This is a genomic window from Terrabacter carboxydivorans (genome assembly GCF_039532035.1).
GTDB lineage: Bacteria > Actinomycetota > Actinomycetes > Actinomycetales > Dermatophilaceae > Terrabacter > Terrabacter carboxydivorans.
Genome location: NZ_BAAARE010000014.1, coordinates 25,958 through 38,841, shown reverse-complemented (window position 1 = coordinate 38,841; position 12,884 = coordinate 25,958). Strand labels below are relative to the sequence as shown.

Here is a 12,884-nt window from a genome sequence, read left to right as displayed (position 1 = left end):
CATCGTGCCACGCGCCGTGGGACCGGGCCGACACCTCGGGTCAGACGGCCCTGCGGTCCCGGTGCGGTGCGCCGACCCCGACGCGGTCGAGGTCGGCCCGGGCGGCATTGGCGGTGGCCGTCGTGACGAGCCCGGCGGCCAGGAAGGCCGAGACGGCACGCCGCTCGGCGCGGTCGAGGGGAGCCGTCGCCCCCTCAACCGTTCGGCCGTCGGGCTGGTGCGTGACCGGCCGGAGCGGGATCGTGGTCGCGCTGGTCAGGGCGGTCACCATGCAGTCTGCGCAGTGGACGTCCCGCACCGGGCAGGTCTGGCAGTCGACGAGCATCATCTCGGTCCAACCCTTCGTCTCTCGTTGCGATCTGTCGTGAAAGACGCTAAGCGCCCCCACCGACAGCGCTCCCCCGGCGCCGCCCCCAGCCCCCTGGTGGTGCCCTCGCGCCTACCCGGCCGGCCTCCTCGGAAGCGACCGGCCGGGTTGGCCGGCAGCACCGCCGTCAGGACCGTGGGACGACCGCCGGCGGTGACGCCGCACCCGGGAGCATTCCGGGGCGGCGCTGCGGGCAGCCTTGCGCGAGAGGGGCTTGCGGGCCCCACGCCTGAGATGAGGGCCGTCGCGCGCCTCCGCGGCGTTGTCGGCGGCCCGGCATACCGTCAGGCACATGCAAGCCATCCAGTCCACGTTCGACGACCTCGGCACCCCCCTTGCCGGTGTCACGTTCGTCGTCGTGGACCTCGAGACGACCGGGGGCACGCCGGCGCAGTGCGGCATCACCGAGATCGGCGCCGTCAAGGTGCGCGGCGGTGAGGTCCTCGGGGAGTTCCAGACCCTCGTCAACCCCGCCGAGCCCATCCCGGCCTTCATCTCGGTGCTGACGGGGATCACCGACTCGATGGTGCGCGACGCCCCTCGTATCGACAGCGCCCTGCCGGCCTTCCTCGAGTTCGCGGCCGGCAGCGTGCTGGTGGCGCACAACGCCGGCTTCGACATCGGCTTCCTCAAGGCGGCCGCCGCGCGCACCGGCGCCCGGTGGCCGGGGTTCCCGGTCCTCGACACCCTCCAACTGGCCCGGCAGCTCGTCGTGCGGGACGAGTCCCCCAACCACCGCCTGTCCTCCCTCGCGCGGGTGTTCGGCTCACCCACGACCCCGGACCACCGCGCCCTGCACGACGCCCGGGCCACGGTCGACGTGCTCCACGGCCTGATCGGACGCGTGGGCAGCCTCGGGGTCCACACGCTCGAGGAGCTGTCCAGCTACAGCTCACGCGTCACGCCCTCGCAGCGCCGCAAGCGGTTCCTCGCCGACCCGCTGCCGAGCGCTCCCGGCGTCTACCTCTTCAAGGACGGCAGCGACCGCGTCCTCTACGTCGGCACGAGCCGCGACATCCGCACCCGCGTCCGCAGCTACTTCACCGCCTCCGAGCAGCGCAGCCGGATGGCCGAGATGGTGCGGCTCGCCCACGTCGTCCACCCGGTGGTGTGCCAGACCTCGCTCGAGGCCCAGGTGCGCGAGCTGAGGCTCATCGACGAGCACAAGCCCCGTTTCAACCGCCGTTCCAAGCACGCCCGCACCCTCGTCTGGGTCAAGCTCACCCAGGAGCGCTTCCCGCGCCTGTCGATCGTCCGACAGGTCAAGGACGACGGCGCCCACTACATCGGCCCTTTCCGGTCGCGGGTCACGGCCCAGTCGGCGATCGACGCGGTGCACGAGGTCGTGCCCCTGCGTCAGTGCACCGGCCGCCTGACCGGTCGCGGCACCGCCTGCGCCCTCGCCGACATGGGGCGGTGCGGGGCCCCGTGCACCGGCGCACAGTCCGAGGGTGACTACGCCGTGGTCGTCGCGGAGTGCCGGGCGATCTTCACCGGGGACGCCCGCCCCGGTGCCGAGCTGCTCCGCGCCCGGCTGGAGGAGCTCGCCTCGCAGCAGCGCTTCGAGGACGCCGCCCGCGTCCGTGACCGCTTCCTCCAGCTCGTCCGGGGGGCGGCACGCGCCCAACGGCTCGCCCCTCTCGTCCGCTCCCCCGAGATCGTCGCCGCCCGACGCAGCGACCTGGGCGGCTGGGAGCTCGTCACCATCCGCCACGGACGCCTCGCGGGCACCGTCGTGAGCCCTCGCGGAGCCGACCCCATGCCCTACGTGCAGTCCATGCAGGCCACGGCCGAGGTCGTGGCCTCCCCCACCCCGGAGCGCCCGTCGGCCCTCACCGAGGAGACCGAGATCCTGCTCCGGTGGCTCGAGGCGCCGGGTGTGCGCATCGTCGAGCTCGACGGGTCCTGGACCTGTCCGGTCGGCGGCGCCGGCTCGGTCCGCAGCGAGCTCGAGCCCGCCGTCGCGGCCGCGCACGACGTCGTCGGCTTCGACCACGACGTGCCCGGACCGGCCGCCCCCGGAGGCGCCGGCGCAGGGGCCGGTGGGAGGCGACGGGCCGAGCGTTCGGGCTCCGCCCGCCGGGGCGGCGGCCTGCGGCACGCGGGCTAGTCCCGGCTAGGGTGTCCTCGTGATCACCGCCATCGTCATGATCAGCTGCGAGGTCGACCGGATCCCCGAGGTCGCCGAGGCCATCGCCGACATCCCGGCCGTGTCCGAGGTCTACTCGGTGACCGGTGACGCCGACCTCATCGCCATGGTCCGGGTCAAGGCGCACGAGGAGTTCGCCGACGTCATCGCCGACCGGCTCAACAAGGTCGAGGGCATCGTCGGCACGTCCACGCACATCGCCTTCCGGACCTACTCCTCCCACGACCTCGAAGCAGCCTTCAGCCTGGGCCTCGACGGCGACTGACGCCGGTCGCGTCGCCGCGCGGCTGTCAGCGGCGCGCCGACACACCAACGTCTGTCGGCGCCGCCGCTGCACCCCCTCGGCCGCGGGTGACGCACACCCAGCGCTCGACGCGGGACGAGGCCGTGGCCGCGACGCGCTGCGTCCAGGCGCAGCTGACGGTCACCCCGCGCTCGACGCGGGACGTGGCTGCGGTGCGCGGCGTCTAGTTGCGGGTGGCGGACACCCAGCGCTCGACGAGGGCCGTGGCCGCGCCGCTGTCGATCGCGGCAGCCGCCCGGTCCATCCCCGCGCGCAGGTCCGCGTCGAAGTCGGCCTCGGACGGACCCGAGTCCGGCTGCGTGAGCGCCAGGGCGATGCCGGCGTTGAGCAGCACCGCGTCGCGCACCGCTCCGCGGGCTCCCGCGAAGACGTCGACGACCACCCCGGCGTTGTGCGCCGCGTCGCCGCCCCGCAGCTCCTCGATGGGATGCAGCTCGAGCCCGAGCCGCGTGGGGTCGAGCGAGCGCTCGGAGACGACCCCGCCGCGCACCCACCAGACGTGCGTCGTCGTCGAGACGGTGACCTCGTCGAGGCCGTCGTCGCCCCGGAAGACCGCGGCGTCCTTCCCGCGGTCGGCGAAGACCCCGGCGAGCAGCGGCGCCATGCGGGCGTCGGCGCAGCCCACCGCGGCATACGTCGGCTGGGCGGGGTTGGTCAGCGGGCCGAGGAAGTTGAACGCCGTCCCGATGCCGAGGTCACGGCGCGGGACTGAGGTGTGCCGGAACGAGGGGTGGAAGGTCTGCGCGAAGCAGAAGGTGATGCCGGCCTCGGACGCCACCTCGACGACGCGCTCGGGCGGCAGGGACAGGTCGATGCCGAGCGCCTCGAGCACGTCGGCCGAACCCGAGGACGACGACGCCGCACGGTTGCCGTGCTTGACGAGCCGAACCCCCGCGGCCGCGGCGACCATCGAGGACATCGTCGAGATGTTGACGGTGTGCGCCCGGTCACCACCCGTGCCGACGATGTCGAGGCTTGGGCCGGGCACCTCGATGCGCCGAGCGTGCGCGAGCATCTGCTCGGCGAGGCCGCGCATCTCCTCGATGCTCTCGCCCTTGGCGCGCAGCCCGATGAGGAAGCCGGCGACCTGTGAGGGCGTGGCCTCGCCGCTCATGATCTGGCCCATGCACCACTCGGCCCTCGACCGGTCGAGGTCGTGACCGGCGATGAGGTCGCTGAGGACCGAGGGCCAAGTCGTCGTGTCCGACGCCATGCGTCAGGCCGTCGGCACGCCCGAACGCGCGAGCGTGGCGATGGCCGACGTCAGCGCGATCGGGTCGAGCGGGTGCGGGACGGCCAGGTCGGCCTGGGACCACGCGGCGAGCCAGCTGTCCTGCGGACGACCGGTGAGCACGACGATCGGGGGGCACTCGAAGATCTCGTTCTTGAGCTGACGGGCCAGGCCGAGGCCTCCGACCTTGGCCGCCTCGCCGTCGACGACGAGGATGTCGAAGCGCTCGGACTCGACGGAGCTGATGACGGCGTCCGCCGTGGCGCACTCGTGCCAGCGCACCACCTCGACGTCCTTGGCGGGACGACGACCGACGGCCGCGCGCACCGCGTCACGGGTCGTGATGTCGTCGCTGTAGAGCAGCACGCTGACCCGCACGACCGGCCGCTGCGACCCGGACGTCGTCGAGATGGCGGTGGACGGGGCCTGCGCTGCGCTGTCGTTCGAGGCGGTCATGCGCCCGATGCTACCGGGGCGGAGCACGCGCCAGCGCACCGACCTCCGACCCGCGGGACGGGCGCCGCGAGCCACGTGGGAAGGTGTTCCCGGACGGCCCGCGGCACGGCTGTTCAGGGTTCGTGTCGGAATGGTCACGAATCCTCTACACCCGCGCGAGAAAGGGCCCCGAGGCGGGGGTCACTCGCACAGCCGGACAGGAATGTGGGAATAATGTCCAACGTGGCGACAGCATCGGCAGTTCCTTCAAGCACCGTGGCGAGCCCGGCCCATCACGGCCCGGCGACCCGCCCCAACATGGTTGCCGTCGGCACCATCGTGTGGCTCTCCAGCGAGCTCATGTTCTTCGCGGGTCTCTTCGCGGTCTACTTCCAGCTCCGCTCGGTCCGCGGGGACCTGTGGGCGATGCAGACCGAGAAGCTCAACCTCCCGTTCGCGAGCGTCAACTGCCTCGTGCTCGTCATCTCCTCCGTGTGGTGCCAGCTCGGCGTCTGGAAGGCCGAGCGCGGCCAGAAGGCGCGCACCGGCAAGCTGCTCGACCTCAAGGGCTGGGGCATGCGCGAGTGGTACGTCCTGACCTACCTCTTCGGCGCCTTCTTCATCGCCGGCCAGGTCATGGAGTACTCCGAGCTCGTCCACGAGAACATCACGCTGAGCTCCGACGCCTACGGCTCGGTCTTCTACATGGCGACCGGCTTCCACGGTCTGCACGTGACCGGTGGCCTGATCGCCTTCCTGCTCATCATCGCCCGCACCTTCACGACGCGGCGCTACACCCACGCGAACGCCACGGGCGCCGTGGTGACGTCGTACTACTGGCACTTCGTCGACGTCGTGTGGATCGCGCTGTTCGCGACCATCTACATCCTGCGCTGACCTCCGGCATGAGCGCGCGCCCGAACCCGAACCCCACCTCCATGGACGACAGGAACCCACAGTGAACGCCTTGGCCGCCCGACGCCGACACCCCGCCGCGATCGCGGTGCTGCTGCTGCTCGGCCTCCTCGTGACCGGTGGCGCCTACTCGTTCCTCGCCCCCAAGGACGCCAACGCCGCAGCGACGACCGTCGCGGCCGACGACGTCGCCAAGGGCAAGGACCTCTTCATCGCCAACTGCGCCTCCTGCCACGGTGTCGCGGCACAGGGCACCAAGTCCGGTCCCTCGCTCGTCGGCGTCGGCGCCGCCTCGGTGGACTTCCAGGTCGGCACCGGCCGTATGCCGCTCGCCGGGCCCAACGTGCAGGCCCCGGCGAACAAGGTGAAGTTCGACGACACGCAGATCGCCGCGCTCGCCGCCTACGTCGCCTCCCTCGGCCCCGGCCCGGCCGTCCCCGAGGAGAAGTACACGACGGTCATCCAGCCCGGCACACCCGAGAACAACAAGGCGATCGCCGAGGGTGGCCAGATCTTCCGCGTCAACTGCGCCATGTGCCACAACTTCGCCGGCGCCGGCGGCGCGCTGACCCGCGGCAAGTTCGCCCCGGCCCTCGAGGGCACCTCGCCCAAGCACATCTACGAGGCCATGGTCTCCGGCCCGCAGTCGATGCCCGTCTTCAACGACATGAACCTCACGCCCGAGGCGAAGCAGAAGGTCATCTCCTACCTCAAGGCCCAGGAGAACGAGACCAACGTCGGTGGACTCACCCTGGGCAACCTGGGCCCGGTCTCCGAGGGCCTCTTTGCCTGGGTGTTCGCGCTCGGCATCCTCATCGGCTGTGCGGTGTGGCTCGGCAAGAAGGCCGCATGACCACGCGCCGCACCGCCTCGCTCACGAACGACGACAGGACCACGACCCGATGAACGACCACGAGACCACGGACCAGGGCACGAACACGTCGCTGGTCCCTGCGTCCGGCGACGGACACGACCTGCTGCCGGCGTCGCTGATCACCGGCGTCGACCAGTTCGAGAACCCGGGTCTTCCTCCGCACGTGCACCGTGCCGCCGACGACGACCCGGCCGCTGCGAAGCGCGCCGAGCGCCAGGTCGCGACGATGTTCGGCCTGTCGATGCTCGGCACCCTCATCTTCCTCGTCAGCTACTTCGCGGTGCCGGACGAGGCGACCTTCTTCTTCCCCGGCATCGGCATCGCCAAGACGCAGAACGTCGTCCTCGGCCTGTCGCTCGGCTTCGCCATCTTCTTCATCGGCATCGGCGCCGTGCACTGGGCCAAGACCCTCATGTCCGACGAGGAGATCGTCGAGGAGCGCCACGAGCAGGCCTCCACGCCCGAGGAGCGGGCCAAGGCCGTCGCCGTCGTCAACGAGGGTGTCGCCTCGACGCAGCTGCCCCGGCGCCCCCTCATCAAGTACTCCCTCGGCGGGGCCCTGGGCCTCTTCGCCCTCCCCCTCGGACTCCAGGTCGCCGGTTCTCTCGGCCCGGTCAACGTCGAGGAACTCAAGCACACGATCTGGGACCCGAAGGACAATGGCGGCAAGCCGATCCGGCTCATGCGTGACCCGGAGATGACGCCGATCCGCTTCGACGAGGTCACCAACGGCTCGGTCTTCCACGTGATGCCCGAGACCCTCCAGAAGTACATCGACGAGGGCAAGCACGTCCTCGAGGCCAAGGCGAAGGCGGCCGTCATCATGATCCGCCTCGACCCGGACCTCATCAAGGTGCAGAAGGCCAAGGACTGGGGCGTCGACGGCGTCGTCGCCTACTCCAAGATCTGCACCCACGTCGGCTGCGCGGTCGGCCTGTACGAGCAGCAGACGCACCACCTGCTCTGCCCGTGCCACCAGTCGACCTTCGACCTCACCGAGGACTGCGCCGTCATCTTCGGCCCGGCCAAGCGGCCGCTGCCGCAACTCAAGATCACCGTCGACGACGCGGGCTACCTCGTCGCCCCCGAGGGCTTCGCCGAGCCCGTGGGACCGAGCTTCTGGGAGCGTGCGCGATGAGCACCATCAACGAGACTCGCCCCGCCGACGCGCTCCGCGCCGGCGACCGTCAGGCCGACGAGCGCGCCTCGTCGACCAAGCCGCTCGGTGGCATCGCGGGCTGGATGGACGACCGCCTCGGCGGCGCCAAGGGCGTGTCCTTCCTGGCCAAGAAGGTCTTCCCCGACCACTGGTCGTTCATGCTCGGCGAGATCGCCATGTACTCCATGATCGTCTGCCTGCTGACCGGCGCGTTCCTCACGTTCTGGTTCGTCCCCAGTGCCACCCAGGTCGTCTACGACGGCTCGTACGTGCCGCTCCAGGGCGTCACGATGTCCGACGCGTACCGCTCGACGCTGGCGATCTCCTTCGACATCCGTGGCGGTCTGCTCATCCGGCAGATCCACCACTGGGCAGCCCTGATCTTCGTGGTCTCGGTCTTCGTCCACATGGCCCGCGTCTTCTTCACGGGTGCCTTCCGCAAGCCCCGCGAGATCAACTGGGTCTTCGGCACGATCCTGTCGCTGCTGGCCTGTGTCGAGGGCTTCGCCGGCTACTCCCTGCCCGACGACCTGCTCTCCGGCACCGGCATCCGCGCCATGAACGGCTTCATGCAGTCCGCCCCGGTGATCGGCTCGTACATGTCGTACTTCATCTTCGGCGGTGCGTTCCCGGGCGAGGCGATCATCCCGCGCCTCTACTCCGCGCACGTGCTGCTCATCCCGGCCATCCTCGTCGGGCTCTTCACCGCCCACATCCTGCTCGTGTTCCTGCACAAGCACACGCAGTTCCCCGGTCCGGGCCGCACCAACAAGAACGTCGTGGGCTACCCGCTCCTGCCGGTCTACATCGCCAAGGCCGGTGGCTTCTTCTTCATCGTGTTCGGCGTCATCGCCCTCATCTCGGCGGTCGTGACGATCAACCCGATCTGGGCCTACGGTCCCTACGACCCCTCCCCCATCACCGCGGGCTCCCAGCCTGACTGGTACATGGGCTTCGCCGACGGTGCGCTGCGCCTGCTGCCCGGTTTCCTCGAGTTCGTCTCGTGGGGCAACTTCACGTGGAGCATGAACATCTTCCCGGGCTCGCTCGTGCTGCTCCCCGTCATGTGGACGATCATCGGTGCCTACCCGTTCGTCGAGTCGTGGGTGACCGGCGACAAGCGCGAGCACCACCTCCTCGACCGCCCGCGCAACGCCCCGACCCGCACGGCGATCGGCATCGCCGGCATCTCGATGTACGTCGTGCTCTTCCTCGCGGCCGGCAACGACCTCATGGCGATCAAGCTGCACCTGTCGATCAACGACATCACACAGACCCTGCGGGTGCTCTTCTTCGTCGCTCCCCCAGTCGCCTTCTGGATCACCAAGCGCATCTGCCTCAGCCTGCAGCGCGCCGACCGCCAGAAGGTCCTGCACGGACGCGAGACCGGCACCATCTGGCGCTACGCCGACGGCCGCTTCGAAGAGGTGCACGCGCCGCTGACGCCCGAGGAGCGCTGGGTCCTGGTCCAGCACGAGTCGCGCGAGCCCCTGCAGCTCACGGCGGCCAAGGACGCCAACGGCGTCGACAGCCCGATCGCCCGCAAGGAGCGGCTGCGCGCGAAGTTCTCGAACTTCTACTTCCGTGACCGCGTGGCTCCCCCGACCCCCTCGGAGCTCGAGGCGGCTCACCACGAGCACGACCACGGTGGTGCGCCCGACGGCGGCCACGAGGCCATCGAGCAGGCCGGCGCGGGCCGTGAGCGCGAGACGATCAAGGCGGACAAGCAGCTCGACTGACGAGCCGGCCCGAGGCCGCACAGCACGACCGAGAGGGACCCCCTGACACCACCTGTTCGGCAAATCCGGTGGGTTCACGGGACCTTCAGTGACATCGAGCGTGCCTCCGACCTTCAGGTCGGGGGCACGCTTGTCTTCGCCGGGCCTGGACACAAGGGTGGCGCCAATGCGCCCGTTCGGGCCGGACCTGGGCCTCCTCGGCGCGTCGGGCCCGTTGCCGGCGACGCACCGCCGCTGACGGCCCGGCGATGCCCCCTGGCTCTTCGGTGCCGGGGCGCGCCGTCGTTGTCGTTGTCGTTGTCACCGACGCGGCGGTCGCGAGGGCAGGGGTCCAAGAGCTCCGGGTTCGGCGTGTCGCGTCTCGGTGGAGTGCGAGACGAGCGCGGCTTGGCACCATCTGGGGCGTGATGAGCGAGACGAGCTCCTGGGCGGCACGCGCGGTCGAGTACCTGACCCGTGCCGCGTCTGGCCAACCGCTGGATCGCTCACTGCGCGTGACGCTCAACTTCCACCCGGACCGGGTGGGCGCCAGTGCGACGGTGCTGGAGCGGCTCGCCCGCGACGGCGTCTACCGCTCGCAGTTCGAGACCGGCACCAGCAACGGCGGGCTCACTGCACATCCCGGCGGTGCACGGGGGCGGTGGGAACAGCGCATCTTCGGACACGCCTAACGACGACGCCCCGGCCGCCGAGCGGCCGAAGTACGGGGCGCTCAACCATCGCCGCCGGCGGATCGGCGCTGCGCCCAGGTTCGGGTCAGCGCATCTCCGACTCACCGAAGCCGTGCTCGACCGGAGCACCTTTTGCTTCCCCGACTCGGTATTCCAGCCCACCGCGATGGCGACCGCCGCCCGCTTCGACTTGTTTCCCCTCGTCGAGCGGTTCGATGCCCGAGAGCTTTCCGACGCCCTCGAGGCGGCCGAGGGCGGGCTCCTGGACGACTACATCGAGGCGCACGTGCACGGCACGGTCGACTTGGCCGTTGACGTCGAGGCTGTGGTTCTCGACCCCTGTTTTCGCGGCACGCCCACCGAGGACCAGGCCGGGTCGCTCGGAGTGCCGCTGGAGTGGCACGAGGGTCGACTGCTCCGGGTGGAGACCCTCGCCGCTCACCCGCAGTTCCGTGGTCCACACATCGTCGAGGTCGGTCGCCGCGCCGCCCGAAACGGCGTGCTCGACGCCGCCACCATCGGCCGGGCAGCGCGCACCGGCGAGGAGGACCCCCAGGACCTGAAGAAGGTCTGGCACCACGTCGCGAGGTTCGGGACCCCAACGGAACGGTGAACGACCCCGCCGCGGCGCGCCTGGGCGCTGCGTCGGGGCCAGCGTGTCAGAGGGCTGCGAGGACGTCGTGCTCCGGCACACTGCAGGGCATGAAGCCTCCCGCCGCCCCGGCCGAGGACCAGCGCGATGTGGTTCTCCTGACCCGTGTCGAGCCCGACGACTGGCAGCGTCTCCGTGCGGTGCGCCTGGCGGCGTTGGCCGAGTCACCCGAGATGTTCGGCTCGAACCTGGCGAAGGAGCAGGCGTTCGACGAGGCGGAGTGGCGCCGACGGGCCGCCCGGCCCGCCACGTTCCTCGCTTCCCGCGACGGTGTCGATGTCGGCATGGCTGGCGTGTACGAGTTCGACGGGGAGTGGTTCGTCATGGGCATGTGGCTGGCTCCGGCCGCCCGCGGCACGGGCGTCGTCGAGGCACTCGTCCACGCCTGCGAGTCGACGGCTCAGGCGGCGGGCGCAGCCACGCTCGCGCTCGGAGTGATGGAGGACAACCCCCGCGGCCGACGCGCCTACGTCCGCCTCGGCTACCACTACACCGGGGAGCGGGAGCACGTGCGCGACGGCCGGGATGAGCTGTTCATGGCCAAGACGCTGCCGCCGTCCGCACCGTCGTCAAGCTGACTCTGCCTCACGGGAGCACGCGCAGCCACTCGCCTCGTTGACCGTGGACCGCCGGCCCCGGCGCCGCTTCGGCTCGCCGGGGTGGTGCCGATGTACCGGGATGGGGTTGCCAGAAGTCCCCATGGAACCAACGCCAGCTGCCGAGCTCAGAAGGGCTTGTAGGGGTTGACGGGGACACGACCTTCGGGGCGCGCAAGCCTCGGCCGCACGATCTCGCGTGGGACGCTCGCCCGGCGGTCGGCCTCGGCCGCGGCTCCGTTCATCGCGAGCCAGGCTTCGATCTCGAGGTAGGCGGGGTCGGTGTTGCGATGCTCGAGTGCCTTCTCGGCCAGCCGTGCCGTGCGCTCGAACCCGCGCACCGGAAGCTCCTCGTTGAGGACCCGCAGCGCGAGCCGGGGCTCGCGCAGCTCGACGCCCCGCGATCGGGCGAGGTCGATGTACGGCGCCGTGCCGGTCCCGCGTGCTTCGGCCCAGCGGCAGATGAGCTCGACGACGTAGCTGGCCTCCAGCGGATGGGGCACTGACCAGTCCGGGACGAGCTTGCCGGTCTTCAGGAACCGGTTCCGGACGACCTCCGCCGTGAGGGTGCCGGGGCCGTCGGAGAAGACGACCTCTTCGGTCGTGGTCTGGTACAGCAGGTCGCGGGGGCACCCGACAAGGTCCCAGCAGTCGGGGCACGCCTGGCCCCGGCTGACCGAACAGCGTGGGGCGGCGTGGAGCTTGGTGCGGAAGGCTCTCCACCAGAAGGTGACCCGTCCCCGTTCGAGGGCGTGTGAGGTGACCTGCTGGGTCGCGAGCGGTCCTGAGCCGCGGATGAGCGCTCGGAGGGCGCCGGCGAGGACGCCGGCCTGCCCGTGCTCGGTCGCGTCGTCGATCAGCTGGCTCAGCGGCTCGAGGAGCTCGGCGCCGTTGTTCGACGCGGCCAGCTCGGCCTCTTCGCGGAGCAGGTCGCATCGCAGCCGGACGCACTCTCGGGCCCGGCTCATCCAGCCCGCCCGCTCCTCCGCGGACCCGGCGTGGGTCAGCGGCTCCACGGCGTGCTCTTGGAGGTGCTGAGCGGGCAGCGCCGGCGCTCGGCGGCTGTGCCGGACGTACAGCGCGCCAGCCGGTGCCTGCGCCGATCCGGCTCTCCCGGCAGTCAGGATGGCGTCGATCGAGCCGAACGTCGCCGCCGTCGCGGTGTGGCGCAGGAGCTTGACCAGCGCATCGGCCGTGGCTCGGGTGTCGGCGCGGGCGTTGTGGTGGTCGGTCAGCGGGATGTTGAGCCCCTCGCAGAGGGCCTTGAGGCTCACCACGGAGCGGCCGGCGGCGACGGGGTGCTGGACCAGTCGAGGAAGCGTGCTGGTGTCCAGGAGGGGCAGGTCTGGCAGGTCGCCGAACTTGATGGCGCTGCCGGCCGCCTCCTCGGCACGCCTGAGCTCCTCGCCGAGCACACGCGCGTCGACGGACGTGTGCGTGACCAGGATTGCGTCGGGCACGTTGAGCGCGGCCAGGAGCCTGGGGGCGTAGAAGGGGAACCGGCGCTTGCCCTTGACCTTCTCGTCGGTGAAGCCGTGGATGGCGGCGGTCGCGGCGTCGATGGGGACGCCGGGATTCATCTCGACGTAGACCTCGCCCTCGGTGGCGCGCTTGCCGCGGACGACCGGGGTGATGGCCGCTGACACGATCCGGTCGGTCTGCTCGTGACGGCAGTACTCAAGGTCGAGCACGAGGAAGGGGCGCTCGGTGAGGTGCTCGAACAGCTCGTACTGGGCGTCGCTGAGACTCACGAGCCGGCCTCCGCCCAGGACTTGATCTGGCGGTGTTCCAG

General features: G+C 70.9%; 13 protein-coding genes. 9 read left to right on the top strand and 4 right to left on the bottom strand.

All coding sequences use genetic code 11. From position 1 onward, the window contains the following. Positions 1–40: 40 nt before the first annotated feature. Positions 41–328 (bottom strand): hypothetical protein, encoded by a 288-nt coding sequence (locus ABD297_RS15835; protein WP_344256004.1) that lies wholly within the window; start codon positions 326–328, stop codon positions 41–43. Between the two features lie 331 nt (positions 329–659). Between ABD297_RS15835 and ABD297_RS15830 the strand changes: the two genes are divergently transcribed. Both ABD297_RS15830 and ABD297_RS15825 read left to right on the top strand, forming a co-directional pair. Beyond that, positions 660–2,477, top strand: coding sequence for a DEDD exonuclease domain-containing protein (locus ABD297_RS15830; protein ID WP_344256002.1), 1,818 nt, complete (start codon positions 660–662; stop codon positions 2,475–2,477). A 19-nt stretch (positions 2,478–2,496) separates the two neighbouring features. After that, positions 2,497–2,781: an Lrp/AsnC family transcriptional regulator gene (locus ABD297_RS15825; RefSeq protein WP_344256001.1), complete on the top strand. Its 285-nt coding sequence runs from the start codon at positions 2,497–2,499 to the stop codon at positions 2,779–2,781. 202 nt (positions 2,782–2,983) lie between these two features. On the opposite strand, the gene trpD is transcribed toward ABD297_RS15825, so the two are convergent. Next, a complete protein-coding gene (gene trpD / locus ABD297_RS15820) occupies positions 2,984–4,033 on the bottom strand; it encodes an anthranilate phosphoribosyltransferase (RefSeq protein ID WP_344256000.1) in 1,050 nt (349 codons plus the stop codon). 3 nt (positions 4,034–4,036) lie between these two features. Next, complete coding sequence (locus tag ABD297_RS15815) at positions 4,037–4,507, bottom strand: PleD family two-component system response regulator (RefSeq protein WP_344255999.1); 471 nt, start codon at positions 4,505–4,507, stop codon at positions 4,037–4,039. 213 nt (positions 4,508–4,720) lie between these two features. Between ABD297_RS15815 and ctaE the strand changes: the two genes are divergently transcribed. From ctaE to ABD297_RS15780, 7 genes are all read left to right on the top strand, one after another. Then, positions 4,721–5,383 carry an aa3-type cytochrome oxidase subunit III gene (gene ctaE / locus ABD297_RS15810; protein ID WP_344255998.1) on the top strand — a complete coding sequence of 221 codons (663 nt, stop codon included), beginning with the start codon at positions 4,721–4,723 and terminating at the stop codon, positions 5,381–5,383. Between the two features lie 61 nt (positions 5,384–5,444). Continuing rightward, entirely contained in the window at positions 5,445–6,254 is an 810-nt protein-coding gene (gene qcrC, locus ABD297_RS15805) for a cytochrome bc1 complex diheme cytochrome c subunit (protein WP_344255997.1), read from the top strand. A gap of 49 nt (positions 6,255–6,303) precedes the next feature. Continuing rightward, entirely contained in the window at positions 6,304–7,413 is a 1,110-nt protein-coding gene (gene qcrA / locus ABD297_RS15800) for a cytochrome bc1 complex Rieske iron-sulfur subunit (RefSeq protein ID WP_344255996.1), read from the top strand. Beyond that, positions 7,410–9,173, top strand: coding sequence for a cytochrome bc1 complex cytochrome b subunit (qcrB, locus tag ABD297_RS15795; protein ID WP_344255995.1), 1,764 nt, complete (start codon positions 7,410–7,412; stop codon positions 9,171–9,173). The genes qcrA and qcrB overlap by 4 nt, the downstream gene beginning before the upstream one ends. Positions 9,174–9,580: 407 nt before the next feature. After that, positions 9,581–9,844 (top strand): DUF3626 domain-containing protein, encoded by a 264-nt coding sequence (locus ABD297_RS15790; protein WP_344256105.1) that lies wholly within the window; start codon positions 9,581–9,583, stop codon positions 9,842–9,844. Beyond that, positions 9,801–10,457: a DUF3626 domain-containing protein gene (locus ABD297_RS15785; RefSeq protein WP_344255994.1), complete on the top strand. Its 657-nt coding sequence runs from the start codon at positions 9,801–9,803 to the stop codon at positions 10,455–10,457. Before ABD297_RS15790 ends, ABD297_RS15785 begins: the two co-directional genes overlap by 44 nt. An 89-nt stretch (positions 10,458–10,546) precedes the next feature. Then, on the top strand, positions 10,547–11,074 hold the full coding sequence (locus ABD297_RS15780) for a GNAT family N-acetyltransferase (RefSeq protein ID WP_344255993.1): 528 nt from the start codon (positions 10,547–10,549) through the stop codon (positions 11,072–11,074). Between the two features lie 146 nt (positions 11,075–11,220). Here ABD297_RS15780 and ABD297_RS15775 read toward each other — a convergent pair whose 3' ends face one another. Beyond that, on the bottom strand, positions 11,221–12,843 hold the full coding sequence (locus ABD297_RS15775) for a 3'-5' exonuclease (protein ID WP_344255992.1): 1,623 nt from the start codon (positions 12,841–12,843) through the stop codon (positions 11,221–11,223). Positions 12,844–12,884: the final 41 nt, after the last annotated feature.